Origin of the sequence: Acidovorax carolinensis, assembly GCF_002157145.1 — a bacterium.
Lineage (GTDB): Bacteria > Pseudomonadota > Gammaproteobacteria > Burkholderiales > Burkholderiaceae_C > Acidovorax > Acidovorax carolinensis.
On sequence record NZ_CP021361.1, the window covers coordinates 1,659,641 to 1,684,523 of the forward strand.

Here is a 24,883-nt window from a genome sequence, read left to right on the forward strand (position 1 = left end):
GATCAGCTCGTTCCGTCCGGTACGAAAACATAGCCTACGCCCCACACGGTCTGGATGTAGCGCGGTGCTGCGGCGTCCACCTCCACCAGTTTGCGCAGGCGTGAAACCTGCACGTCCAGGCTGCGGTCAAAGGGCTCGAACTCGCGGCCGCGCGCCAGCAGTGCCAGTTTTTCGCGCGACAGCGGCTGGCGCGGGTGGCGTACCAGGGCCTTGAGCATGGCAAATTCGCCCGTGGTCAGTGGCAGCTCTTCACCATTGCGCTGCAGCGCGCGGGTACCCAGGTCGAAGGTGAAGGGGCCGAAGGTGACCACCTCGTTGTCGCCCGATGGGGCGCCCGGCGCTTCCTGCGCGGGGCGACGGCGCAGCACGGCGTGCACGCGCGCCAGCAACTCGCGGGGGTTGAAGGGCTTGCCCAGGTAGTCATCGGCGCCGACTTCCAGGCCAACGATGCGGTCCACGTCCTCACCCTTGGCGGTGAGCATGATGATGGGCGTGCGGTCGTTGGCGGCACGCAGGCGCCGGCAAATAGACAGGCCGTCTTCGCCGGGCATCATCAGGTCGAGCACGATGAGGTCGACCGTTTCGCGCAGCAGCAGGCGGTTCAGGGCCTTGCCGTCTTCGGCGACCATGACTTCAAAGCCTTCCTGGGTCAGGTAGCGGCGCAGCAGATCGCGGATGCGTGCATCGTCGTCCACCACCAGAATCTTGTCGGTACGGTTGGTTGCTGTAGCCATGATGATTGCGGGTCCAATTTGTAACAGAGCCAATTCTGACCAGCTTCAGCCCCGAAGTTCGGTTTTCTGGCCGGTGTTTGACCAACTGTTACAAGTTTTGCCCCGGCAAGCAAGCCGCTGACGCCCCGTTCACGCAGCCGATCTCTGCAGCGGTTACTGTGGTGGCCTGTGCGGCCCGGTGTGGGGCGGCGCGTTGACCCCAAGGATGTTTGCCGATATGAAAAATGCTATTCGATTGATAGCTGCTAGCGCTTTGTTGGTGTGCGCTGGAGCGGCTTTTTCTCAGAATTCCCAGGCCGTTGAGCCGCGCAACGTGGTGCAGCTGTCGGCTTCCGGTACGGTGGAGGTGCAGCAGGATTTGCTGGTGCTGGCGCTGTCCACCAGCAAGGAGGGCGCGGATGCGACCACCACGCAGGCCCAGCTCAAGCAGGCACTGGACGCGGCATTGACTGAGGCCAAGCGCAATGCGCAACCCGGGCAGATGGATGTGCGCACCGGCCCCTTCGGGCTTTACCCGCGCTACGGCAAGGACGGCAAGATCAACGGCTGGCAAGGCCGGGCTGAGCTGGTGTTGGAGGGCCGTGACTTTGCCCGCATCACATCCACGGCTGGGAAAATCCAGACCATGGCCATCAGCCAGGTGGGGTTTGCGTTGTCGCGCGAAGCCCGGGCCAGGGTGGAGGGCGAGGCCCAGACCCTCGCCATCGAGCAGTTCAAGGCGCGCGCCGCCGAACTGAGCCGGGGGTTTGGCTTTGCCAACTACAGCCTGCGCGAGGTGTCCGTGAACAGCAACGAGATGTCCCCCGGCCCGCGCCCGCGTGCCATGGCGATGGAGGCCAAATCGGCAGCGTTTGCCGATGCACCGGTGCCGGTCGAGGCGGGCAAGGCGCAGGTGGTCGTCAATGTGTCGGGCTCGGTGCAGATGCGCTGATGAATCTGCCGGAACGATTCGGTGGCGGCTTCTTTGGCATGAAAATAGCCTGTAGCGCTTGTATGTAAAGCGCCAGTAGCTATTGAAATAGGAGCAGTTCTGGCGATGCCAAAGGTTTGAGCGGCCTTGCCATTGGCTCCCGCCGCCGCCACGATGCCAGTTACTGGGCGGTCCAGCCGCCGTCCATGTTCCAGGCCACGCCGCGCACATTGTTGGCGGCGGGGGAGCAGAAGAACACGGCCAGGTCGCCCAGCTCATCGGGCGTGGTGAACTGCATGGAGGGCTCTTTTTCGCCCAGCAGCAGCTTGATGGCTGCGTCATTGGATATGCCGCGTTCGGCCGCCTTGGCGTCCACCTGCTTTTGCACCAGCGGCGTCAGCACCCAGCCGGGGCAGATGGCGTTGCAGGTCACGCCGGAGGCCGCATTTTCGAGCGCCGTCACCTTGGTCAGGCCCACGATGCCGTGCTTGGCTGCTACATAGGCCGACTTTTGTGCGGAGCCCACCAGCCCGTGCACCGAGGCCACATTGATGATGCGGCCCCAGTTGGCGGCCTGCATGGCGGGCAGGGCCAGGCGTGAGGTGTGAAAGGCGCTGGTCAGGTTGATGGCGATGATCGCGTCCCAGCGCTCCACAGGAAAGTCTTCGATGCTTGCCACATGCTGGATGCCGGCGTTGTTCACGAGGATGTCCACCCGCCCGAACTGCGAGGCGCTGTACTTCATCATGTCCTCGATATCGGCCGCGCGGCTCATGTCGGCGCCGTGGTAGGCCACCTGGGCGCCTGCTGCCTGGCCGGCCGCCAGCACCTCGGCACGCGGGCCGTCCACGTCGCCAAAACCATTGAGAACGATGTTGGCGCCCTGGCGGGCCAGGGCCTTTGCGATGCCGAGACCGATGCCACTGGTGGAGCCGGTAACGAGTGCGGTTTTGCCTTTGAGCATGCGAGTCTCTCCGAATGAATTACGATGCAATGCAGCCATTATCGAACGCTGCCGCCTGATCCCGCACCCATGATTGAACCTACGCTGAACTACGTACTGTGCCCTGGCGCCGCCTCTGCGGCGGGCCCCACGGGGGGGCGCTGACCCGCCCGCCAGCGCAGCACCGCATGGCGTACTGGGAATGGAACGGCACCGGCAATCCGGCCCACCCGCATGTGGTGGTGTGCGTGCATGGCCTTACGCGCCAGGGGCGTGATTTCGACACTTTGGCGCGCGCGCTGAGCCGCAACGCGCGGGTGATTTGCCCGGACGTGGTGGGCCGCGGCCAGAGCGACTGGCTGGCCGACCCCGCTGGCTACCAGATTCCCCAATATGTGGCCGACATGCTGGCCTTGCTGGGCCAGTTGCAGCAGCAGGCCCCGGTGCAGACGCTGGACTGGGTGGGGACCAGCATGGGCGGGCTGATCGGCATGGCCCTGTGTGGCCAGTTGGGGCTGGGCGTGCCCGACGAACCCAGTGGGTCCGCGGAAACCTCTGTAACTGCCGTGGGGAGCCTGTGGCCGCTGGCCGTGCCGGTGCGCCGGCTGGTGCTCAATGACGTCGGGCCGGCCATCGAATGGCTTGCCTTGCAGCGCATCGGCCAGTATCTGGGGGCGCCGGTGCGCTTTGATTCGTTGCAGCAGGCGGCCGATGCCATGTGGGTCATTTCATCGAGCTTTGGCCCGCACACCCCCGAGCAGTGGCTGGAACTGTCGCGGCCGATGGTGCGGGCCTTGCCGGATGGCGGCCTGGCGCTGCATTACGACCCCGCCATCGCGCAGGCCTTTCGGTCCATGACCCCCGAGGCCTCTGCTGCGGGTGCGTTGCAGCTGTGGCAGCTCTATGACCGCATCCGGGCGCGCACGTTGCTGCTGCGCGGTGCGCAGTCCGACCTGCTGGCGCCCGAGACCGCCGACGCGATGACGCGCCGTGGGCCGCGGGCGAAACGGGTGGAATTCGAGGGCGTGGGGCATGCCCCCACCTTGATGGCGCAAGACCAGGTGTCGGCCGTCACGAACTTTCTGCTGGCCCCGCAAGAAACGGTGCCAGCATGAAAACGCACCCACCGTCAGTCGCGGCGCATGCCCCCTCGGCCGACAACACACTCCCGCAACTTATTGCAGCTACGGCGCACACGCTGCCCGAGCAGGTCAATGCCCTGGCGCGTGCGCGCGCCTTTGCCGAGCCCCTCATTGCGGGCGAGATGCTTGATTCCGGCGAGAACACGTTGGCCCACGCCGATGCCGTGGCCGCCATCCTCAAAACCATCGGGGGATCGGATGCCATGCAGGCGGCCAGTTACCTGGTGTATGCCTGCGGGCACCTGAACAAGCCCCAGGAGGTGATTGCCAAGGCGTTTGGCGACAACTTTGCGGCCCTTGCGGTGGAGACCACCAACCTGATGCGCGTGCAGCGGCAGGCGCGTGGCGCCCAGCAGGTGGACGACCCCGCGATGCAGACCGAGAACGTGCGCAAGATGCTGCTGGCGTTTTCGCGCGACCTGCGGGTGGTCATGCTGCGCCTGGCGTCGCGGCTGCAGACGCTGCGCTTTCATGCGGCCAGCAAAACCCCGGTGTCGCCCAGCCTGGCGCGTGAATCGCTGCAGGTGTTTGCCCCGCTGGCCAACCGGCTGGGCATCTGGCAGGTGAAATGGGAGCTGGAGGACCTGTCGTTCCGTTTTCTGGAGCCCGAAACCTACAAGGAAGTGGCCCACCTGCTCGACGAAAAGCGTGGCGAGCGCGAGGTCTATATGGAGCAGCTGCGTGCGCGGCTGGAGTCCGACCTGCGCGCGCGCAGCATCAGCGCCAGCGTGCAGGGGCGGCCCAAGCATATCTACAGCATCGTCAAGAAGATGCGCGGCAAGTCGCTTAACTTCGACCAGGTGCTGGATATCCGGGCCTTGCGCGTGGTGGTGCCATCGGTCAAGGACTGCTATGCGGCCCTGAGCTGGGTGCATGAGCAGTTCACGCCCATCGTGGAGGAGTTCGATGACTACATCGCGCGCCCCAAGCCCAATGGATACCAGTCGCTGCACACCATCGTGCGAGACGCCGCCGGCAAACCCATCGAAATCCAGATTCGCACCCAGGCCATGCACGACCATGCCGAGCATGGCGTGGCGGCGCACTGGGCTTACAAAGAGGCGGGCAACAAGGGCTATGCCGGCGTGTCGGCAAGCGGCGAATACGACGCCAAGATCGCTGTGCTGCGCCAGCTGCTGGCCTGGGAGCGCGACCTGGTCGGCACGGCGCAAAACCGCGGCCTGTTTGAAGACCGCATCTACGTGCTGACCCCCGAAGCCGCCGTGGTGGAGTTGCCGCAGGGCGCCACCCCGGTGGATTTTGCTTACGCCGTGCACACCAGCGTGGGCCACCGGTGTCGCGGCGCCAAGGTGGACGGCGCCATGGTTCCGCTCAACACCCCGCTGCAGAACGGCCAGACCGTGGAAATCACCACCGTCAAGGAAGGCCGCCCCTCGCGCGACTGGCTCAATGCCGAATTGGGTTACCTCACCAGCAACCGGGCCAAGGCCAAGGTGCGCGCCTGGTTCAACGCCCAGGTCACCCACGAAACGGTGGCCCGGGGACGCGAGGCGGTTGAAAAACTGCTGCAGCGCGAAGGCAAGACGGCCATGAAGCTGGACGACTTGGCGGTGCAGCTGGGGTTCAAGTCGGCCGACGCGCTTTTTGAGGTGGTGGGCAAGGACGAGTTTTCCCTGCGCAGCATCGAAACCCTTCTGCGTCCGCCTGAGCCGGTGCTGCAGCCCGACGACTACCTGCTGCTGAAAAAGACCCGCACCAACGAATCCGCCCCCAAGGGCGGCGTGCTGGTGGTGGGGATCGACTCGCTCATGACGCAACTGGCCAAGTGCTGCAAACCCGCGCCGCCCGACGATATCCGCGGCTTTGTCACCCGGGGCAAGGGCGTGAGCGTGCACCGCGCAGACTGCAGCAATTTCCGGGAGATGGCGGCGCGCAGCGGCGAACGGGTGATTGACGTGGAATGGGGCACGCCCAAATCCGCAGTGGGTGCACCGGTGTATCCCGTGGATGTGGCGGTGGAGGCAGCCGACCGCCAGGGCTTGTTGCGCGATATCTCGGAAGTGTTCGCCCGTGAGAAGACCAACGTCGTCGGCGTGCAGACCCAGTCGGTCAAGGGCACGGCATGGATGACCTTCACCGTGGAAGTCGCCGACTCAGGGCGCCTCAACAAGGTGCTCGCGATTGTTGCCAGCGTGGCGGGCGTGCGCTCGGCGCGGCGACGCTGACCGGCCTTGCGGCCACCTGGGCTGACGATCGCGCCGATTTTCCGCGGGCGTTCAGAACGGAGATTTTTTGCTGCTATAATCGTGTTCTCGAATACAAACAGGCGCGTAGCTCAGCTGGTTAGAGCACCACCTTGACATGGTGGGGGTCGTTGGTTCGAGTCCAATCGCGCCTACCAGTTTTCTGACCAAAAACTGAATGAAATCAAGGACTTAGCTGTAATGGCTAAGTCCTTTTTCATTGGTTCGTTCGTTGAAAGAAGGCACAGAGCGGCACAGAACGGCGTCACGCTGTCATGGTGCCGCCGACAGCAAAGACCGCATCCCGCCGCGCTGAGGTGCCTGGCAAGCCAGCGCGATGGAGGTCACGCGAGGAGCTGTAGGCCATGAAAGGCGGATACCATGCGCGCGACCGCTTGCGCTATGGCGCAAACTCGGCGGAAATCACCCACTTGGGGTCATCAGGGTAATCCTTTGCAGGGAAGGGGGTTGTCACTATCTAGAATCTGCTGCACTGCAATAAATGGGCCCAAGCCCGAGGAGTCCGTAGTGCCCGACAAGAAAAATGCTCCACCCGCCAAGATGCCGCAGCGCGTGATCAAGAAATATCCGAATCGCCGCCTGTACGACACGGATACCTCCACCTACATCACGTTGGCCGAAGTGCGCGAACTCGTCATGGCGCACCACAATGTTGTGGTGCGTGATGCCAAGACGGGAGAAGACCTCACGCGCAGCATCCTGCTGCAGATCATTCTCGAAGAAGAGGCGGGCGGCGCGCCCATGTTCACCGAGGCGGTGCTGGCGAACATCATCCGCTTCTATGGCCACGCCATGCAGGGTTTCATGGGGGCTTACCTCGAGAAGAACGTGCAGGTCTTCACGGATGTGCAGGCGAAGCTCGTCGAGCAGTCGCAAAACGTCACGCCTGAAATGTGGGCGCAGTTCATGAGCCTGCAGTCGCCCATGCTCAAGGGCATGATGGGCAACTACGTGGAGCAGTCGCAGTCGATGCTCAACCAGATGCAAGAGCAGATGCAAAAGCAGACCGAGCAGATGCTGGGCGCCTTTGGTGTGAAGCGCTGAACTGGGCCAAATCCGGCCGTCCAAACCGCCTGGACGCCGGAACTGGGACAATACGGGGATATGAGCGAAGCACTCTCCCCCACCAAAACACCCAAAGTCGGATTCGTCAGCCTCGGTTGCCCCAAGGCCCTGACGGACTCTGAACTCATCCTCACGCAACTGAGCGCCGAGGGTTACGAAACCTCCAAGACCTTCCAGGGCGCGGACCTGGTCATCGTCAACACCTGCGGTTTTATTGACGATGCCGTCAAGGAAAGCCTGGACACCATTGGTGAGGCGCTGGCCGAGAACGGCAAAGTCATCGTCACCGGCTGCCTGGGCGCGCGCGCGGGCGAGGGTGGCGGCAACATGGTGCGCGAGATGCACCCCAGCGTGCTGGCCGTGACCGGCCCCCACGCCACGCAGGAGGTGATGGATGCCGTCCACCTGAACCTGCCCAAGCCGCATGACCCGTTTGTGGACCTGGTGCCCGGTGGCTTTGGCATCGCGGGCATCAAGCTCACCCCCAGGCACTATGCCTACATCAAGATCAGCGAAGGATGCAACCACCGCTGCACCTTCTGCATCATCCCCTCGATGCGTGGCGACCTGGTGTCGCGCCCCATTGGCGATGTGCTGAGCGAAGCCAAGGCCTTGTTTGAAGGTGGCGTGAAGGAGCTGCTGGTGATCAGCCAGGACACCTCGGCCTATGGCGTGGACGTGAAATACCGCACCGGCTTCTGGGACGGCAAGCCCGTCAAGACCCGCATGCTGGAACTGGTGCAGACGCTGGGCGAAATTGCCGAGCCCTACGGCGCCTGGGTGCGCCTGCACTATGTCTACCCGTATCCGAGCGTGGACGAAGTCATTCCGATCATGGCCACGGGCCGTGTATTGCCGTATCTGGATGTGCCATTTCAGCACAGCCACCCCGATGTACTCAAGCGCATGAAGCGCCCGGCCAGCGGCGAGCGCAACCTCGAGCGCATCCAGCGCTGGCGCGAGGCCTGCCCCGAGATCGTGATCCGCAGCACCTTCATCGCCGGCTTCCCCGGCGAGACCGAAGAAGAGTTTCAGCACCTGCTCGATTTTGTGCGCGAGGCGCAGATCGACCGGGCCGGCTGTTTTGCCTATAGCGACGTGACCGGCGCCGCCGCTAACGAGCTGCCCGGCATGTTGCCCCTGGAAGTGCGCGAAGAGCGCCGCGCCCGTTTCATGGCCGTGGCCGAAGAGGTCTCGATTGCCAAGCTGCAGCGCCGTGTGGGCGCCACCATGCAGGTGCTGGTGGACCACGCGCCCGCGCTGGGCCGCAAGGGCGGCGTGGGCCGCACCTATGCCGATGCACCCGAGATCGACGGCACCGTGCAGCTGCTGCCGCCCGAGAAGATCAGCAAGACCATGAAGGTCGGCGAGTTCACCAAGGCCCGCATTGTGGGTGTGCGCGGGCACGACCTTGTGGCGCAGCCTATCTGATGGGTTGATGGGGCTATTGAATTAATAGCATTCGGCGCTTTCTACACGGGCGCCAGAGTCTAAAAAGGACACAAAAAAGGCTTCCCTCGGGAAGCCTTTTTGTTGTGCGGAACACATTTACACGCGCTTGCGGTATTCGCCGGTGCGGGTGTCGATTTCGATCTTGTCGCCTTGCGACACGAACAGGGGCACGGGCACTTCAAAGCCGGTGGCGATCTTGGCAGGCTTGAGCACCTTGCCGGACGTGTCGCCCTTGACGGCGGGTTCCGTCCAGGTGATTTCGCGCTCGACGCTGGTAGGCAGTTCGACCGAGATGGCCTTGCCGTCGTAGAACACCACTTCCAGCGACATGCCGTCTTCCAGGTAGTTCAGTGCGTCGCCCATGTTTTCGGCTTCGACTTCGTACTGGTTGAACTCGGTGTCCATGCAGACGTACATGGGGTCGGCGAAGTAGGAGTAGGTGCACTCCTTCTTGTCCAGGATCACGTTGTCGATCTTGTCGTCGGCCTTGAACACGTTTTCGGTGCCGAAGTTGCCGATCAGGCTTTTGAGCTTCATGCGCACGGTGGCGGCGCCGCGGCCGCCGCGTGCGTATTCGGTCTTGAGGACGACCATGGGGTCCTTGCCGTGCATGATGACGTTGCCGGCGCGGATTTCTTGAGCGATTTTCATAGCAGGTTGCTTGGGTTGGGGCCGCTCAACGCAGGGGCTGGTGGCCTTCAGGGTCTGAAGGCGCGCCGTGCCGATGCATGTTCCGCGGCGGGAATGCGCTTGGGGCTTGCACGATGTGCCGCACCCGTTTTGCGCAAAGCCTCGAATTTTACCGTTTTTCGGCGACAAAGCCCAAAAGTTGTGCAACCAGATTGTCCTGCGTCAGAAGGCGTGCGCGGGCGGCTGCAATGCAGGCGGTCCACTCCGCCAGGGTGTGATCGTCAGGCCATTGCAGCGGCGCCGTATCCAGCCCGTTCCAGGTGGCGTGAAACTGCCGCAGCGATGCGGGGGCCTGCAGCCAGTCGAGAAAGGCCCACAACTTGTCGTGGTGGGCGTTGTCGTGCTGCGGGTAGATGTGCCAGACCAGCGCCTGCCCGGCCCACAGCGCCCGCACCAGCGAGTCCTCGCCGCGCACGGCGTTGAAGTCGCAGGCCCACAGCATTTCGTCAAACGCGGGCTGGGGGCGGTGGGGTAGGTATGAAATGAATAGCTGTTCGCGCTTGTCAGACAAGCGCTGGGGGGCGATTTGCCCCCTATTTTGATCGCCAGACTTTGCCAACGCCGCCAACACGGCACCCGTGGGGCGACCCGGAGTGACGAGCAACTGCGTGGGCTGCGCCTGGCCATGTTGCAGCAGCTCGTGCAGGGCGGGGGGCTCGTAGCAGAACAGCGACACCCAGCGTTGCCTCGGGTCGACCTCGCCCAGGCCGAACGCTGCCGCGTGTGCAGCCCGCCAGGCGGTGCGGTCAAACGCTTCGCGGCGTTCCATCAAGCCGGGCTCGCGCAGCAGCCCGCCGGTGGCGGGGGTGAAGCCCGGGTAGAAGAACCAGCGTGTCCAGCCAGCAGCAGGGCCAGACAGGATGGGCGACGGCAGCCGGTGGTTGCGCTCCACATAGCCTTCCGCCGACAGGTATTCCAGGTTGATCCAGACAGGTTTTTGGCCTCTGGCGCTTGCCTGGCAAGCGCTAAAAGCTATGAATTCAGGAGTAATCTCACAACCGAAGGCCTCCACCATCACGTCGGTCGGTGCTTCGTGCGCGGCAGGCACGGGCGCGCCCCAGGCGCGCACCTCCACACTTGGGCAGCCCTGCGGCGCCATCCACTGCAGTGCCGAGGCGTCGTCCACCCACAGGCGCACCTGCTGGCCTTGCCCCGCCAGTTGCGTGGCCAGCCGCCAGCACACGCCGATGTCGCCAAAGTTGTCGATCACGCGGCAGAAAACATCCCATTGCAGGGCGGCGATGGGTTGGGTCATGGGGTGGCGGCCGCGCCCGGCGGGTTGCGCAGGTGGTCCACCAGCAGCCGTGCGACGCTGGACAGGGATTCTTCGGCGCGCACGCACAGCACCAGCCGGCGCGGCGCCCAGGGCTCGTTCAGCGTGATGGCCCGGATTGCCAGCGTGCCGCGGTAAAGCGCGGCGCTGCCGCGCGGCATTACGCCAATGCCCAGGCCGGCGGCCACCATGAGGCACAGCGCGTCGTAGCTCGTGACCTGGATGCGCAGCTTGAGCGGCAGGTCCGCCTCGGCGGCGGCACGCATGAGCTGGTTGTTCACGGCGCTGCCGGGGTGCATGCCGACAAAGTCAAAGGGCAGGGCCTCGGCCAGGCGCACCGCCTTGCGGCGGGCTAGCCCATGGCCCGTGGGCACGATCAGCACCAGTTCGTCGCTGCGGTAAGGCAGCAGCGTGATGCGCTCGCCATACTTGCCGTCGTTCAGGATGCCCACATCGGCCGCGTTTTCGGCGACCGACTGGGCAATGGCCGTGCTGATCTGCTCCTGCAGGCGCACATCCACCTGCGGGTGCAGCGCCAAAAAGCTTTGCAGCTCGCCGGGCAGAAACTGCGTGATGGCCGAGATGTTGGCCACCACGCGCACATGGCCGCGCACGCCGGTGCCGTACTCGCGCATCTGGCTGGCAATGCCATCGAGGTCGTTGAGCACGCCGCGCGCCAGGTTCAGCAGGGCGAATGCTGCGGCCGTAGGCTCGGTGCCCCGGTTGCTGCGGGTGAACAGTTCCACCTGCAGCGCGGCCTCCAGGTCGGCCAGGCGGCGGCTCACGGCCGATGCCGCCAGGTGTTCGCGCGCGGCGGCGGCGGCGATGGTGTTTTCTTCCATCACGGCAACAAACAGGCGCAGGGAGACGGGGTCGAGTTTCATGGGGCATGGATCGTACCTTGTCACCATGCCGGTTTGCGATGGCAGCTTCGCGCATCAGCGTTTTACGGCCGGGGCGGGTGTGGGCATGATGCGGGCCAAACCCACACAGGCCACGCGCCTGCGGAGACAACGCTGCATGGAATCGTCGCAATCACTTTCGGCCCCGTCACCACCCACTTCACCCGCCGCGCTAGCGGGTGTGCGCGTGGTTGAAATGGGCCAACTCATCGCCGGGCCGTTTTGCGGCAAGACACTGGGTGAGTTCGGGGCCGATGTGATCAAGATCGAGGCCCCGCAGACCCGAGCCGACCCGGTGCGTCGGGCGGCGACCCGCTGCGCAACTGGCGCCTGATCAAGGAAGGCACTTCGGTGTGGTGGCAGGTGCAGTCGCGCAACAAGCGCTCGGTGGCGCTGGACCTGCGCCAGAAGGAGGGCCAGGATATCGCCCGCCAGCTGATTGCCGAGGCCGATGTGCTGATCGAGAACTTTCGCCCCGGCACGCTCGAAGGCTGGGGCCTGTCGCCCGAGGAGCTGCATGCACTCAACCCCGGCCTGGTCATGCTGCGCATCTCGGGCTACGGCCAGACCGGCCCCTACCGCGACCTGCCGGGCTTTGGCGCCATTGGCGAGGCCATGGGCGGCCTGCGCCACCTGACGGGCGAGCCGGGCCGCGTGCCGGTGCGCGTGGGCGTGTCGATTGGTGACACGCTGGCGGCGCTGCACGGCACCATCGGCGTGCTCACGGCGCTGTACCACCGCAAGGTCAACGGCGGCCAGGGCCAGGTGATCGACGTGGCGCTGCACGAGGCCGTGTTCAACGTGATGGAAAGCCTGATCCCCGAATACAGCGCGTTTGGTGCGGTGCGCGAGGCCGCAGGCAGCGCGCTGCCAGGCATTGCGCCGTCCAACGCCTACCCCTGCCAGGACGGCTGGGTGCTGATTGCAGGCAATGGCGACAGCATCTTCAAGCGGCTGATGGACACCATCGGCCGCCCCGACCTGGGCGCCGCGCCCGACCTGGCCGACAACGCCGGCCGCGTGGCGCGCGTGCAAGAGCTCGACGCCGCCATCGGCGCCTGGAGCGCGCAGCGCACGGTGCAGCAGGTGCTGGATGCACTTGCCACCGCTCGCGTGCCCGCCGGCAAGGTTTATACCGCCAAGGACATTGCCGAAGACCCGCACTACCGCGCACGCGACATGCTGCTCTCGCAGACCACGCGCGACGGCTACACGGTGGAGGTGCCCGGCATTGTGCCCAAGCTATCGGCCACGCCCGGCACCATCCGCAGCAGCGCGCCGCACCTCGGTGATGACACCGACGCCGTGCTGGCCGAGGCGGGCTTGTCGCGTGAACAGATTGCGCTGCTGCGCAGCAAAGGGGTGATTCAATGACTGCATCCAACACGGTTTGGCAAGGCGCGGGGCGCCGCATTCACATGCAGGAAGTGGGCACACGCGACGGCCTGCAGATGGAGCAGGCCTTTGTGTCCACCGAGGACAAGATCACGCTGGTGAATGCGCTGTCGAACGCAGGCCTGTCCAAGATCGAGGTGACCTCGTTCACTTCGCCTACGACCATCCCGGCGCTCCGGGATGCCGAAATCGTCATGCGCGAGGTCACGCGCCGCCTCGGCACCGTCTACAGCGCCCTGGTGCCCAATGTGCGGGGGGCTGAGCGCGCCATCGAGGCGCGCACGGATGAGCTCAACCTCGTCATGTCGGCCAGCGAAACGCACAACATCGCCAATCTGCGCATGACACGCGAGCAGTCATTTGCCAGCCTGGCGCAGGTGGTGGCCACGGCGCAGGCCGCGCAGGTGGCCGTGAACATTTCGCTGTCGTGCGTGTTCGGCTGCCCCATGGAGGGCGATGTGGCCCCGGCCGACGTGCTGGGCTGGGTGCAGCGCTTTACCGACCTGGGCGTGCGCGGCGTCACGCTGTGCGATACCACGGGCATGGCCTACCCCGCGCAAGTGGCGCAGCTCACGGCCGCAGCCCGGGCGCGCTGGCCGGGCGTGGATTTTACGCTGCACTTTCACAACACACGCGGCATGGGGCTGGCCAATGTGCTGGCGGCCATTGATGCGGGGGCCGACCGGTTTGATGCCTCGCTGGGCGGCCTGGGCGGCTGCCCCTACGCGCCGGGCGCGTCGGGCAATGTGTGCAGCGAGGAAATCGTGCACGCGCTGCAGCTCATGGGCTACGACACGGGGGTGGACCTGGCCCAGCTGGTTGCCGCCGCGCAGCGCCTGCCCGCCCTGATTGGCCACGATATTCCCAGCCAGATCGCCAAGGCGGGGCCGCGCCTGTCGCTGCACCCGGTGCCTGCGGACTTCGAGGCGATTCGTGCGCGGGCGCTGGCGCGCTGACCTTTGCTCGCATATTCGCGGTTGCTGCCCATTTCATCCACAAAAACCCGGAGACAAAAGCAATGCCCTTTCACCCGATTTCCCGCCGCGTCTTCACTGCTGCCGTGCTGTGTTCTGCCGCCTTTACGGCGGGCGCGCAGGACAAGTTCCCGTCCAAGCCCATCACCGTGGTGGTGCCGCAGGCCGCGGGCGGCGCCAACGATGCCATTGCCCGCGTGCTGGCGCAAAAGCTCGGCGAGCAGCTGGGCCAGAGCGTGATCGTGGAGAACCGCCCCGGCGCTGGCGGCACGCTGGCCACGGGCACCTCGGCCCGTGCGCGCAACGATGGCTACACGCTGCTGCTCACGGCCGACAGCGCGCATGTGATTGGCCCGGCGCTCTACAAGAACCCGGGCTTTCACCCGGTGAAAGATTTCACGCCCGTGGCACCCGTTGCAACGGCGGGCTATGTGCTGGTGGCGCATCCGTTATTCCCCGCCAACACCGTGGCTGAGCTGGTCACGCTGGCCAAGGCCAGCCCTGGCAAGTATTCGATTGCCTCGGCGGGCAACGGCACGCTGAACCACCTGATCGGCGAGATGCTGCAAAAGGCTGCAGGCATCCAGCTGCAGCACATTCCCTACAAGGGCTCGGCGGCCGCGGCCACCGACGTGGTGGGCGGGCAGGTGCCGCTGTCGGTGCAAAGCCTGCCCTCGGCCATTGCCTTCATCAAGGCGGGCAAGCTCAAGGTGCTGGGCGTGGTCAACGAAAAGCGCGTGGCCGCCTTGCCCGATGCGCCGACGATTGGCGAAACCATCAAGGGTTTTGGCCAGGCGCCCTGGTATGCGCTGTTTGCCCCGGCCGGCACGCCAGCGCCGATCGTGGCGCAACTGCAGGCCGAGGTGGCTCGCGCGCTGGAGCACAAGGATGTGGTCGAGAAGCTGGCCGCCGTGGGCTGCGAACCCTTCAAGGGCACCGCAGCCCAACTGGGCGCATTGGTGCAGGCCGACCTGCCCAAGTGGAGCCGCGTGGTCAAGGACACCGGCGCCACTGTGGATTGACCGGGTAGCCGGGGTTTTCCCCGGCCAACCGCCCGCTGCAACGACATTCAACAACAGAGATAACGGAGACACCGCATGAACATGCATCGCAAACAATTCACCACCCTGGCCCTTGCGGCCCTGGCCCTGGGCACCATCGGCAACGCTGGGGCGCAAGGTGCCTACCCCAGCAAGACCGTGACCATGGTGGTACCCACCGCAGCAGGCGGCACCACCGACCTCTCGGCCCGCATGCTGGCCCAGGCGCTGGCGCCGGTGCTGGGCCAGTCGGTGGTGGTGGACAACAAAGGCGGCGGCAACGGCAACATTGCGGCCAGCATCGTCAAGCGCGCCGAGGCCGATGGCTACACGCTGCTCATGCAGTACTCGGGCTACCACGTGATCTCGCCCCACCTTACCAAGGTGGCGCAGTGGGCGCAGAGCGACTTTCAGCCGGTGGCCAATGTGATATCGGCGCCGCAGATCATTGTGGTGCGCAACGACCTGCCGGTGAAATCGCTGCCCGATCTCATCGCCTACGCCAAGGCCAACCCGGGCAAGCTCAACTACGCTTCGTCGGGCAACGGTTCGCTGCAGCACGTGACCGGTGCCATGCTGGAACAGCAGGGTGCCATCAAGATGGTGCACGTGCCCTACAAGGGCACCGGCCCCGCGCTGCAGGACCTGCTGGGCGGCCAGGTGGACCTGACCTTTGGCACGGCACCGCCCTTCATGCCCCACATCGCCAGCGGCAAGCTGCGCGTGCTGGCCGTGACCGGCAAGCAGCGCCTGCCCAGCCTGCCCGATGTGCCGACCACCGCCGAGGCGGGCTACCCCAAGGTCGATGCCACGTCGTGGTTTGCCGTGTTTGCCCCCGCCGCCGTGCCCAAGGCGGTGGTGGACAGGCTCACGGCTGACATCCGCACCGTGGTGCAGAACGCCGCTTTCCAGCAAAAGGCGCAGGAGCAGGGCGCCACGGCCGACTACCAGACCCCGCGCAGCTGGGCGACAAGGTCAAGGCCGACCTGGCCAACTGGGCTTCGGTGGTGAAGACGTCAAAGATCGAAGCGGAATAAGGGTGAAAATGACCGCTGACGCTTGATAAACGCTATGGATAGGTATCAAAAAGGTAGCATCAGCCAGTCAACAAAGAGAGCGCCCCGGTGGCGCTCTTTTTGTTTGGTTTTCAGCCCGCGCAGGGTTCAGCGCAGCGGGAATCCGGCACCATGCAGCGCCTCGACCAGCCGATGGCGCCCCTTGAGGGATTCGGCATTGCGCAGGCGCTCCAGCACCACGTTGCTCCAGCCGACCTGGGGCAGACCTTCGCTGGCCTGGAAGCCGCTGAGCTGCGCGTCGTAATCGCCAATTTCGGCATCCAGGCTGTCGGGGGCGGTGTAGCGCTCGTGGTGCAGCACCGTGGTCTGGGGCAGGCGGGGCTTGATGGCGGCGGGGTGTGCCGGGTCGGGATGGCCCACGACCAGGCCAAACACCGGGAACACCCCCTGGGGCGTGCCCACCACCTCGGCCACGGCCTCGGGCTGGTTGCGCAGCGCGCCGATGTACACGGTGCCCAGGCCCAGCGCCTCCGCTGCCACCACGGCGTTCTGCGCGGCCAGGGCCGCATCGATCACGGCCATGAGGTAGGTGTCCAGGTAGGGCAGGCCGTCGGCTGGCTGCTGCTTGTATTGCGCAATGCGGGCAATGCGCGACAGGTCGGCCAGCCACACCAGCAGCAAGGGCGCCTGGCGGATATGCGCCTGGTTGCCCGCCAGCGCCGCCAGCCGGTCGCGACTGGCCTGCGACTGCACCGCCACCACGCTCCAGGTCTGCAGATTGGACAAACTGGCCGCCGACTGCGCAGCCGCCACCAGCATGGGCAGCGTGTGCCCGGGCAGTGCATCGGGCAGGAAGTTGCGCACCGAGCGGTGCGACAGCAGGTGCTCCAGCACGGTGTTTTCTGGAACGGGCAGATCTTTGGCGGCTGCGCCGTAGCGCGCGTGCAGAGAGGTTCGGGTATGGGGCATGCGGCTCCTTGGAGAAGAAATGCGGTGATGTCGGCGGTGCAATAAGAGCAGTGGCACCCACTGTAGCGATTCGCTTGCTCAAAAGCCGCATGTGGCTATGCGCCCGCGCTATATGGGCACAGGGCGGGCGCTGCACTTCTGACGCCGCCGCCGCCTGGGCTGCCATGGCTTGCCGCGACAATAGGCGCTATGTCTGATGTGCATTCCGATGAACTGCTGGCGCAGGTGGCTGCGCTGCCCGCGCTGCCCGGTGTTTACCGCTATTTCGACGCGCAGGACGCGCTGCTGTACGTGGGCAAGGCGCTCAACCTCAAGCGCCGCGTCTCCAGCTATTTCCAGAAGAACCATGGCGGCACGCGCATCGGCCACATGGTCGGCAAGATCGCGCGCATGGAGACCACGGTGGTGCGCTCCGAGGCCGAGGCGCTGCTGCTGGAAAACAACCTCATCAAGTCGCTGAACCCCAAGTTCAACATCCTGTTTCGCGACGACAAGAGCTACCCCTATCTCAAAATTACTGGCACTGCCAACGCCACGGGCGATGCCCCGGCCAGTTGTTTCCGCGCATGGCCTATTACCGCGGCGCGGTGGACAAAAAACACCGCTATTTCGGCCCCTACCCCAGCGCATGGGCGGTGAAAGAAACCATCCAGCTGCTGCAAAAGGTGTTTCGGTTGCGCACCTGCGAGGACACGGTGTTTGCCAACCGCACGCGGCCGTGCCTGCTCTATCAGATCAAGCGCTGCACGGGGCCCTGCGTAAACCTGATTTCGCCCCAGGCCTATGCAGCCGACGTGCAGAACGCAGAGGCCTTGCTGCGCGGCGAAACCCAGGAACTGCTGCAGGCTCTGGAAGCACGCATGATGGCGCATTCGGACAAGCTCGAGTTTGAACAGGCCGCCGAGGTGCGCAACCAGATCCAGGCCCTGTCGCGCGTGCTGCACCAGCAGGCCATTGAAACGGCCGACGACAAGGACGTGGACATCCTGGCCGTGCGCGTGCAGGGCGGCCGCGCGTGCGTGAACCTGGCCATGGTGCGCGGCGGGCGGCACCTGGGCGATAGGCCCTATTTCCCCGTGCATGTGGAAGACGCGGCAGGGGTTTTTGCGGAAGAGGAGGGCGAGGAGGCCCCACCAGGCACCCAGCCAGTGCGGCCCGTGGAGGTGCTGGTACTGGAAGCCTTTATCGCCCAGCACTACATCGGCGTGCCCGTGCCGCCCCTGCTGGTGACCAGCGTGCCGGTGGACAAGGCGTTGCTGGATGCGCTGACCGAGCAAAGCGGCCTGCGCGTGAGCGCCATCCACCAGCCGCGCGAGCAGCGCCGCGCGTGGCTCGACATGGCGCAAAAGAACGCCGACCTGCAGTTGGCCCGCCTGCTGGCCGAAGAGGGCTCGCAGCAGGCGCGCACCCGGGCGCTGGCCGAGGCGCTGGATTTGCCGCCCGAAGACCTGGATCGGCTCACCATCGAGTGTTTTGATATCTCGCACACGGCGGGCGAATCCACGCAGGCCTCGTGCGTGGTGTTCCATCATCACAAGATGCAGAGCAGCGAATACCGCCGCTACAAAATCGAGGGCATCACGGGCGGTGACGACTACGCCGCCATGCGCCAAGTGCTCACGCGCCGCTACAGCAAGGTGGCCGAGGCCGCGCGCGAGGCCGGGGGCATCGACTATGCCGCCAACCCCGGGCCGGAGGACGAAAAGGCTGCCAGGCCCAAGGGCGCGGCGCGCCTGCCCGACCTGGTGCTGATCGACGGCGGCAAGGGCCAGGTGGGCGTAGCACGCGAGGTGTTCACGGCGCTCGGGTTGGACCTGACGCGCATCGTGGGCGTGGAAAAAGGCGAGGGCCGCAAGGTGGGCCTGGAAGAGCTGGTGTTTGCGGACGGGCGAGAAAAGGTTTACCTGGGCAAGGATTCGGCCGCACTCATGCTGGTGGCGCAGATCCGCGACGAGGCCCACCGTTTTGCCATTACCGGCATGCGCGCAGCGCGCGCCAAGGTGCGCGTGGGCGGCGGGCAGCTGGAGGAAATTGCCGGTGTGGGCCCCAAGAAGCGTGCCCGGCTGCTGCAGCGTTTTGGCGGTGTGCGCGGCGTGGCGGCGGCCAGTGTGCAAGACCTGGTGACCGTGGACGGCATTTCACGCGAGCTGGCCGAGGAAATCTATCGCGCGCTGCGCTGATATCCGTCGGGCCAGCGTGACACAATCACGCCCATGTTTTTCACCATTCCCACCATCATGACCTGGACGCGCATCGTCGCGATACCTTTGATCGTGGGGGTGTTCTACGCGCCGCTTGACCCGGCCACGCGCAATCTCATCGCCACCGTGATGTTCGTGGTGTTTGCCGCCACCGACTGGCTCGATGGCTTTCTGGCGCGCAAGCTCAACCAGACCTCGTCGTTCGGCGCTTTTCTGGACCCGGTGGCCGACAAGTTTCTGGTGTGCGCATCGCTCTTGGTGCTGGTGCACCTGCAGCGCGCCGATGTGTTTGTGGCGCTCATCATCATTGGCCGCGAGATTGCGATCTCGGCCCTGCGCGAATGGATGGCGCAGATCGGTGCCAGCAAGAGCGTGGCCGTGCACATGATCGGCAAGCTCAAGACCGCGGTGCAGATGACGGCCATCCCGTTTCTGCTGTATGACGGGCGCCTGTTTGGCGTGATCGACACCGGGGTGTGGGGCACCTGGCTCATCTGGGTATCGGCTGTGCTCACGGTCTGGTCCATGGTGTATTACCTGCAGAAAGCCCTGCCAGAGATTCGGGCGCGTGTGAAGTAAGTTCAAAGTATTTTTGACCGCTAGCGCTTGACGGGTAAGCGCTGATAGCTATATTTTCAGGAGCGTATGAATGGCAAAGCATCGCATCGCGGTGGTGGCCGGTGACGGCATTGGGAAAGAGGTCATGCCCGAAGGCCTGCGTGTGATGGACGCCGCGGCCCGCAAGTTCGGCATTGACCTGCAATTCGACCAATTCGATTTTTCGAGCTGGGACTATTACGAGAAGCACGGCAAGATGCTGCCCGATAACTGGAAGGACCAGATCGGCGGCCACGAGGCGATTTATTTCGGCGCGGTGGGCTGGCCCGAGAAGATTGCCGACCATGTCTCGCTGTGGGGCTCGCTGCTGCTGTTTCGCCGCGAGTTCGACCAGTACATCAACCTGCGCCCCGCGCGCCTCATGCCCGGCGTGATCGCCCCCGTGGTGCGGCGGGATGGCTCGCCCCGCCTGCCGGGCGAGATCGACATGTTCATCGTGCGCGAGAACACCGAAGGCGAATATTCCAGCATCGGCGGGCGCATGTACGAAGGCACGCCGCGCGAAATCGTGATGCAGGAGACGGTGATGTCGCGCCATGGCGTGGACCGCGTGCTGAAGTTCGCCTTTGAGCTCGCGCAGTTGCGCCCCAAGAAGCACCTGACGAGCGCCACCAAATCCAACGGCATCGCCATCACCATGCCCTACTGGGACGAGCGCGTGGCCGAGATGGCCAAGGCGTATCCGGATGTGAAGGTGGACAAGTTCCATATCGACATCCTTACCGCGCATTTCGTGCAGCGCCCTGACTTCTTTGACGTGGTGGTGGCCAGCAATCTGTTTGGCGACATCCTGAGTGATCTGGGTCCAGCCTGCACCGGCACCATTGGCATCGCGCCCAGCGCCAACCTGAACCCTACACGCACCATGCCCTCGCTGTTCGAGCCTGTGCACGGCTCGGCACCTGACATTGCGGGGCAGGGCATCGCCAACCCCATCGGCCAGATCTGGTGCGGCGCGATGATGCTCGACTTCCTCGGTTACCGCGCCGCGCACGATGCCGTGCTGGCTGCCATCGAGGCCGTGCTCGATCCCCAGGGCGGAGGCCCGCGCACGCCGGATCTGGGTGGAAAAGCCCATACACAGGACGTGGGGCGCGCCATCGCCTCGGCGCTGTAGCCAGCAACACCCGCGCAGTGTCAATCAGGAATGTTGCCCATGCGGCAGCTTTGAGACAAAAACGCCTTGCAAGCCCCGTCGCGCCGTGAAATGCGACTAGAATTCAAATCAACGCTGCGTCAAACCAGCGTGTTGTATTGACACCCGGAAACTCGATGGCTTTAATCTGATGCAGCAGCGCCTGCTGCGTACGCCAGTCATTCCCCCGTCTGATGCCTGCCAGCCCGAAGGGTTGTGCTTTCGGACGTGTGAAGACCAGATATCCGCGAGAATTTCCATCAACTCTTTTCCGAGAGGCTTCTTGTGAACAAAACCGAACTGATTGAGCACATCGCTACCAACGCCGATATCTCCAAGGCCGCTGCAGCGCGCGCCCTGGAATCCACGATTGAGGCCGTCAAGAAGACCCTGAAGAAGGGCGGCACTGTTTCGCTCGTCGGTTTTGGCACCTTCGCAGTTGGCAAGCGTGCTGCCCGCACCGGCCGCAATCCCCGTACCGGCGCTGCGATTAAAATCAAAGCTGCTAAAGTTCCAAAGTTTCGTCCAGGCAAGGCTTTGAAAGACGCCTTGAATTGATGGCCAGTTAGGTTGGGGTCCTTAGCTCAGTTGGTAGAGCGGCTCCTTTACACGGAGTAGGTCGGCGGTTCGAGACCGTCAGGACCCACCACCACCGAACAAAGGCGAACGAAAGTTCGCCTTTTGTTTTTTTGTCACTGAAAGATCGACCATGTTTGAATCCATCCGCAAGCACTCCAAGATCGTGATGCTCTTGTTGTTCTTGCTGATCATTCCATCGTTTGTGCTGGTGGGCATCGACAGCAACTACTTCTCCGAAAAGAGCGCGGTCGTTGCGCGCGTTGATGGTCACGACATCAAGCAGACCGACTGGGACAACGCCCACCGGATGGAGACAGACAGAATCCGCGCCCAGTCACCCACGCTGGATGCCAAACTGCTCGACTCTCCCGAGGCGCGGTACGCAACGCTGGAGCGTATGGTGCGTGACCGGGTGTTTCAGGCAGCGGCGCAGAAGATGCATCTCGTCACCAGTGACAGCCGCCTGGCCCGCAGCCTGCAAGAGATTCCTGCCATTGCCGCCCTCAAGCGTCCCGATGGTTCGCTGGATGCCGAGGCATACCGTGCCCTGGTCGGCGCCCAGGGGTTGACGCCGGAAGGCTTTGAGGCCAACGTGCGCCGGGACATTTCCGTGAACCAGGTCGTGGGTGGTGTCATGGGCTCCGCCTTCAGCACCGATGCGCAGGTCAAGTTGTCGCTGGATGCCTTGTACCAACGCCGTGAAGTGCAGATTGCACGCTTCAACCCGGCGGATTTTTCCGGCAAGGTGACGCCAGCCGACGCAGACCTGGAGGGCTATTACAAGTCCCATACGTCCGATTTCCAGCAGGCCGAACAGGCTGCCGTGGAATTTGTAGTGCTGGATCTTGACAGCGTGCGTGCTGGCATTACCTTGAACGAAGACGACCTGCGTACCTATTACAAGGAAAACGTGGCCCGCCTTGCCGGCAAGGAAGAACGCCGCGCCAGTCATATCCTGATCAATGCGCCCAAGGATGCGCCGGCCGCCGACCGCGAGAAAGCCAAGGCCCGTGCAACGCAATTGCTGGAGCAGGTGCGCAAGGCCCCCGCCACTTTTGCGGAGGTTGCCAGGAAGTCGTCCGAGGATTCAGGGTCTGCCGGCGCCGGTGGCGATCTGAATTTCTTTGGACTGGGTGCCATGGTCAAGCCGTTCGAGGAAGCGGCTTTTGCGATGAAAAAAGGGGATATCAGCGATGTGGTGGAAACCGATTTCGGATACCACATCATCTTGTTGACGGATATCAAGACACCGCCTCAGCCGAGCTTTGAAGAACTGCGCCCGTCCATGGAAGCCGAACTCAAGCAGCAGCAAGCGCAGCGCAAGTTTGCCGAGGTGGCCGAATCGTTTGCCAATGGCGTTTACGAGCAATCCGACAGTCTCAAGCCCGTGGCTGAGAAGCTCAAGCTCAAAGTGCTGACCGCATCGGGTGTCACCCGTACGCCGGCGCCTGGCGCGACGGGCCCGCTGGCCAATGGCAAATTGCTGGAGGCGTTGTTTTCGTCGGACTCCATCGAGAACAAGCGCAACACCGAAGCTGTCGAGATCGGCCCCAGCCAGATGGCGGCCGCCCGCGTGACCACCTACACCGCTGCACGCACCCTGCCGCTGGACGAGGTGCGTTCGCGCGTACGGAGTCTTTACGTCGCCGAGAAGTCGGCCGAACTGGCCCGCAAGGAAGGCGAGGCCAAGCTGGCCGCATGGAAGGCTGCGCCGGACAAGGCTGCCGGTCTGCAGCCAGCCATCGTTGTCTCGCGTGACCAACCCCAAAATCAGCCACGGCTTGTGGTGGATGCGGTTCTGGGTGCCAGTGCGGGCACCTTGCCAGCCTGGGTCGGTGTGGACCTCGGAGCGCAGGGATATGCGGTAGCCAAGGTCAATCGACTGGTTCCGCGCGCGACACCCAACGAACAAACCGCACGCCAGGAGCGTCAGCAATACCTGCAGTGGTTGAGCAATGCCGAGGGGCTGGCCTACTATGAGTTTCTGAAAGATCGCTTCAAGGTGCAGATCAAGGCGCCACGCCCCAAGCCCACACAGGGCTGATCGGAAATTTGACAAATATTGGCGTGAAGCCCGGTTTTCTCGGGCTATAATTTATATCTACGGTGGCTGTAGCTCAGTTGGTAGAGTCCAGGATTGTGATTCCTGTTGTCGTGGGTTCGAGCCCCATCAGCCACCCCATCTAATTACTTTCCGCCTATAAGTGCCTGATTTCCTTAGGAATCAGGCACTTTTTGTTTGGGGCGACGGAAAAGTTGTCACACAAGCTGTCACACAGCACGGTGTAACAACTACCATGAATGCAGTCGACGAATTCATCTACGAGCGCGGCAAGCGCTGCACGAAGTACCTGCGTCGTCGCATACCTGCCGACCTGCGCGCCGCGTACCCATCCCAACGCACTCACATCACTCTGAGCCTTGGCACATCCGACCTACGGGAAGCCAAGGTCCGTGCCAGGGCTACGCTGATGCGCATGGATGCCGAATTTGATAACGCTCGGCAGCGCTTAGGCTCCCGCCAGACCGCTTTGGCTGCCCGACAGATATGTATAACCGACGAGGCTGAACTTTTCGGGAACGCCAAGCCTTGGACCCAGCCAACCTTGCGAGCTGGGGACAACCAGGCCCCTGCGGGGACGCTGAACGAAGTTGGCTCGACGCTCCCTGTGTCCGAGGCGGCCATGCGAGCCATTGAGGCCCTGCAGGTCGAGCTTTCAAAACTCATAGGACCGGAACCTGTTCGGTCCGTGCTTGCAGCTTTACAAGAATTCTTGAAAGCACATGGAAACGTTTGTGTATCGGACTGCGGTGATCTGAATTGCAGCAGTCAAGGGTTCACGTCTCCCGCGCCAGAGGTGGTGGAGACAGATGCCCATGATGGTTCGTCGGAGGGGGCAGACTCCCATTCTGTGGTCTGCAAGGCACCTTCCCAGGCGCCTGCGGTTCAACCAGTTGGCACGTCTGTTTCAGCTCCTATTTCCACATTGATGACGGGGGGCGGAAAGAGGCCGCCGTCATGGGATGAGGTATTTGCATGCTGGCGCGACTTTGTCTTAGATCGCCCGCGGTCGACAGCGATTGCGGCGCAAACGCCTTGGCGCGACCTACATCGCTTCATGGCCGGTAGAGTTGTATCGCCCCCATGCATGACTCCTGCCGAGGTGTCGCCACAGGATATGACGGCTTTCGCGCAGGATATGCGTTCACGCGGTTTGGCCGTCGACGGGCGTGTCCGAATTTCCGTGTGTGAGGCTCATTGAACCTTCACCGATTTCGTGAAGCTGGTTGGATATCTTACGTGCTCGGTTTCATGAATCGTTCTTCGTAGAGGATTGCAAACTGGTTCATCGCTGATTTCCAATGGTTGGCTGCTCGCCCCCAGTCCTCGGTGATGTTGCGCAGGGCCAGCCAGATCAGCTTGGTGGCCGCATCGTCGCTGGGGAAGTGTCCTCTGGTCTTGATGATCTTGCGCAGCCGCGCATTCACGCTTTCAATCGCATTGGTCGTGTAGATCACGCGTCGCACCTCGGGCGGGAAGGCGAAGAATGGGATCACCTTTGTTGGCGCCGACCGAAAACTGAGCCACTTTTGAGGGTAGTGCCGACCCAAAACTGAGC

Annotated in this window: 17 protein-coding genes, 3 tRNA genes and 5 pseudogenes; 18 read left to right on the forward strand and 7 right to left on the reverse strand. The window is 63.9% G+C overall.

Translation table 11 applies throughout. From position 1 onward, the window contains the following. Positions 1–2 precede the first annotated feature (2 nt). On the reverse strand, positions 3–734 hold the full coding sequence (gene ompR, locus CBP34_RS07840) for an osmolarity response regulator transcription factor OmpR (protein ID WP_086912073.1): 732 nt from the start codon (positions 732–734) through the stop codon (positions 3–5). Positions 735–951: 217 nt separating this feature from the next. Here ompR and CBP34_RS07845 point away from each other — a divergent pair, with 217 nt between their 5' ends. Then, a complete protein-coding gene (locus tag CBP34_RS07845; RefSeq protein ID WP_094099107.1) occupies positions 952–1,665 on the forward strand; it encodes an SIMPL domain-containing protein in 714 nt (237 codons plus the stop codon). Positions 1,666–1,825: 160 nt separating this feature from the next. Here the strand turns inward: CBP34_RS07845 and CBP34_RS07850 are convergent, their stop codons facing one another. Then, positions 1,826–2,608: a 3-hydroxybutyrate dehydrogenase gene (locus CBP34_RS07850; protein ID WP_086912075.1), complete on the reverse strand. Its 783-nt coding sequence runs from the start codon at positions 2,606–2,608 to the stop codon at positions 1,826–1,828. 69 nt (positions 2,609–2,677) lie between these two features. On the opposite strand from CBP34_RS07850, the pseudogene CBP34_RS07855 reads away from it, so the two are divergent. The 5 genes and pseudogenes from CBP34_RS07855 (at position 2,678) to rimO (ending at position 8,450) form a co-directional block, all read left to right on the forward strand. Further along, a pseudogene (locus tag CBP34_RS07855) lies at positions 2,678–3,702 on the forward strand (alpha/beta fold hydrolase). Then, the gene (locus CBP34_RS07860; RefSeq protein WP_094097709.1) at positions 3,699–5,915 is read left to right on the forward strand and encodes a RelA/SpoT family protein; all 2,217 of its coding nucleotides are present in this window, start codon (positions 3,699–3,701) and stop codon (positions 5,913–5,915) included. The pseudogene CBP34_RS07855 and the gene CBP34_RS07860 overlap by 4 nt, the downstream one beginning before the upstream one ends. 99 nt (positions 5,916–6,014) lie before the next feature. After that, positions 6,015–6,091, forward strand: a tRNA-Val gene (locus CBP34_RS07865). A gap of 403 nt (positions 6,092–6,494) precedes the next feature. After that, entirely contained in the window at positions 6,495–6,998 is a 504-nt protein-coding gene (gene phaR, locus CBP34_RS07870) for a polyhydroxyalkanoate synthesis repressor PhaR (RefSeq protein ID WP_208616392.1), read from the forward strand. A 60-nt stretch (positions 6,999–7,058) separates the two neighbouring features. Next, positions 7,059–8,450 carry a 30S ribosomal protein S12 methylthiotransferase RimO gene (gene rimO, locus CBP34_RS07875; RefSeq protein WP_094097710.1) on the forward strand — a complete coding sequence of 464 codons (1,392 nt, stop codon included), beginning with the start codon at positions 7,059–7,061 and terminating at the stop codon, positions 8,448–8,450. Between the two features lie 117 nt (positions 8,451–8,567). On the opposite strand, the gene efp is transcribed toward rimO, so the two are convergent. The 3 genes from efp to CBP34_RS07890 form a co-directional block, all read right to left on the reverse strand. Then, a complete protein-coding gene (gene efp / locus CBP34_RS07880) occupies positions 8,568–9,122 on the reverse strand; it encodes an elongation factor P (RefSeq protein ID WP_057223504.1) in 555 nt (184 codons plus the stop codon). Between the two features lie 148 nt (positions 9,123–9,270). Next, positions 9,271–10,416 carry an elongation factor P maturation arginine rhamnosyltransferase EarP gene (gene earP, locus CBP34_RS07885; protein ID WP_094097711.1) on the reverse strand — a complete coding sequence of 382 codons (1,146 nt, stop codon included), beginning with the start codon at positions 10,414–10,416 and terminating at the stop codon, positions 9,271–9,273. Beyond that, positions 10,413–11,318 carry a LysR family transcriptional regulator gene (locus CBP34_RS07890; RefSeq protein WP_094097712.1) on the reverse strand — a complete coding sequence of 302 codons (906 nt, stop codon included), beginning with the start codon at positions 11,316–11,318 and terminating at the stop codon, positions 10,413–10,415. The genes earP and CBP34_RS07890 overlap by 4 nt, the downstream gene beginning before the upstream one ends. 136 nt (positions 11,319–11,454) lie before the next feature. Here CBP34_RS07890 and CBP34_RS07895 point away from each other — a divergent pair. From CBP34_RS07895 to CBP34_RS07910, 4 genes and pseudogenes are all read left to right on the forward strand, one after another. After that, a pseudogene (locus tag CBP34_RS07895) lies at positions 11,455–12,710 on the forward strand (CaiB/BaiF CoA transferase family protein). Next, positions 12,707–13,687 carry a hydroxymethylglutaryl-CoA lyase gene (locus tag CBP34_RS07900; RefSeq protein ID WP_094097713.1) on the forward strand — a complete coding sequence of 327 codons (981 nt, stop codon included), beginning with the start codon at positions 12,707–12,709 and terminating at the stop codon, positions 13,685–13,687. The pseudogene CBP34_RS07895 and the gene CBP34_RS07900 overlap by 4 nt, the downstream one beginning before the upstream one ends. A gap of 62 nt (positions 13,688–13,749) precedes the next feature. Next, positions 13,750–14,727 (forward strand): Bug family tripartite tricarboxylate transporter substrate binding protein, encoded by a 978-nt coding sequence (locus CBP34_RS07905; RefSeq protein WP_094097714.1) that lies wholly within the window; start codon positions 13,750–13,752, stop codon positions 14,725–14,727. Positions 14,728–14,802: 75 nt separating this feature from the next. Beyond that, positions 14,803–15,782, forward strand: a pseudogene (locus CBP34_RS07910) (Bug family tripartite tricarboxylate transporter substrate binding protein). Positions 15,783–15,908: 126 nt separating this feature from the next. Here CBP34_RS07910 and CBP34_RS07915 read toward each other — a convergent pair. After that, positions 15,909–16,730 carry an NADPH-dependent oxidoreductase gene (locus tag CBP34_RS07915; protein WP_094097715.1) on the reverse strand — a complete coding sequence of 274 codons (822 nt, stop codon included), beginning with the start codon at positions 16,728–16,730 and terminating at the stop codon, positions 15,909–15,911. A 189-nt stretch (positions 16,731–16,919) separates the two neighbouring features. Here CBP34_RS07915 and uvrC point away from each other — a divergent pair. The 8 genes and pseudogenes from uvrC to CBP34_RS20415 all read left to right on the forward strand — a co-directional run bounded on the left by uvrC (position 16,920) and on the right by CBP34_RS20415 (position 24,526). Then, positions 16,920–18,910: pseudogene (gene uvrC / locus CBP34_RS07920) on the forward strand (excinuclease ABC subunit UvrC). 33 nt (positions 18,911–18,943) lie between these two features. After that, the gene (gene pgsA, locus CBP34_RS07925; RefSeq protein ID WP_086912088.1) at positions 18,944–19,510 is read left to right on the forward strand and encodes a CDP-diacylglycerol--glycerol-3-phosphate 3-phosphatidyltransferase; all 567 of its coding nucleotides are present in this window, start codon (positions 18,944–18,946) and stop codon (positions 19,508–19,510) included. A gap of 70 nt (positions 19,511–19,580) precedes the next feature. Further along, a complete protein-coding gene (locus tag CBP34_RS07930) occupies positions 19,581–20,666 on the forward strand; it encodes a tartrate dehydrogenase (protein WP_094097716.1) in 1,086 nt (361 codons plus the stop codon). A gap of 303 nt (positions 20,667–20,969) precedes the next feature. After that, positions 20,970–21,242, forward strand: coding sequence for an HU family DNA-binding protein (locus tag CBP34_RS07935; RefSeq protein WP_024815362.1), 273 nt, complete (start codon positions 20,970–20,972; stop codon positions 21,240–21,242). 15 nt (positions 21,243–21,257) lie between these two features. Further along, positions 21,258–21,333, forward strand: a tRNA-Val gene (locus CBP34_RS07940). Between the two features lie 60 nt (positions 21,334–21,393). Further along, a complete protein-coding gene (locus CBP34_RS07945; RefSeq protein WP_094097717.1) occupies positions 21,394–23,307 on the forward strand; it encodes a SurA N-terminal domain-containing protein in 1,914 nt (637 codons plus the stop codon). A gap of 62 nt (positions 23,308–23,369) precedes the next feature. Next, positions 23,370–23,445 (forward strand) — tRNA-His (locus CBP34_RS07950). Between the two features lie 115 nt (positions 23,446–23,560). Beyond that, on the forward strand, positions 23,561–24,526 hold the full coding sequence (locus CBP34_RS20415) for a DUF6538 domain-containing protein (protein ID WP_418134709.1): 966 nt from the start codon (positions 23,561–23,563) through the stop codon (positions 24,524–24,526). A 34-nt stretch (positions 24,527–24,560) separates the two neighbouring features. Here the strand turns inward: CBP34_RS20415 and CBP34_RS07955 are convergent. Then, positions 24,561–24,833, reverse strand: a pseudogene (locus CBP34_RS07955) (transposase); the annotation flags it as partial. Positions 24,834–24,883 lie beyond the last annotated feature (50 nt).

Bases quoted from the DNA above. Each gene is read 5' to 3' on its own strand.
- CBP34_RS07900 (WP_094097713.1), top strand. From the start codon at position 12,707: ATGACTGCATCCAACACGGTTTGGCAAGGCGCGGGGCGCCGCATTCAC.
- CBP34_RS07890 (WP_094097712.1), bottom strand. From the start codon at position 11,318: ATGAAACTCGACCCCGTCTCCCTGCGCCTGTTTGTTGCCGTGATGGAA.
- CBP34_RS07905 (WP_094097714.1), top strand. From the start codon at position 13,750: ATGCCCTTTCACCCGATTTCCCGCCGCGTCTTCACTGCTGCCGTGCTG.
- CBP34_RS07915 (WP_094097715.1), bottom strand. From the start codon at position 16,730: ATGCCCCATACCCGAACCTCTCTGCACGCGCGCTACGGCGCAGCCGCC.
- CBP34_RS20415 (WP_418134709.1), top strand. From the start codon at position 23,561: ATGAATGCAGTCGACGAATTCATCTACGAGCGCGGCAAGCGCTGCACG.
- earP (WP_094097711.1), bottom strand. From the start codon at position 10,416: ATGACCCAACCCATCGCCGCCCTGCAATGGGATGTTTTCTGCCGCGTG.
- phaR (WP_208616392.1), top strand. From the start codon at position 6,495: ATGCCGCAGCGCGTGATCAAGAAATATCCGAATCGCCGCCTGTACGAC.
- ompR (WP_086912073.1), bottom strand. From the start codon at position 734: ATGGCTACAGCAACCAACCGTACCGACAAGATTCTGGTGGTGGACGAC.
- rimO (WP_094097710.1), top strand. From the start codon at position 7,059: ATGAGCGAAGCACTCTCCCCCACCAAAACACCCAAAGTCGGATTCGTC.
- CBP34_RS07845 (WP_094099107.1), top strand. From the start codon at position 952: ATGAAAAATGCTATTCGATTGATAGCTGCTAGCGCTTTGTTGGTGTGC.
- pgsA (WP_086912088.1), top strand. From the start codon at position 18,944: ATGTTTTTCACCATTCCCACCATCATGACCTGGACGCGCATCGTCGCG.
- CBP34_RS07930 (WP_094097716.1), top strand. From the start codon at position 19,581: ATGGCAAAGCATCGCATCGCGGTGGTGGCCGGTGACGGCATTGGGAAA.
- efp (WP_057223504.1), bottom strand. From the start codon at position 9,122: ATGAAAATCGCTCAAGAAATCCGCGCCGGCAACGTCATCATGCACGGC.
- CBP34_RS07860 (WP_094097709.1), top strand. From the start codon at position 3,699: ATGAAAACGCACCCACCGTCAGTCGCGGCGCATGCCCCCTCGGCCGAC.
- CBP34_RS07850 (WP_086912075.1), bottom strand. From the start codon at position 2,608: ATGCTCAAAGGCAAAACCGCACTCGTTACCGGCTCCACCAGTGGCATC.
- CBP34_RS07945 (WP_094097717.1), top strand. From the start codon at position 21,394: ATGTTTGAATCCATCCGCAAGCACTCCAAGATCGTGATGCTCTTGTTG.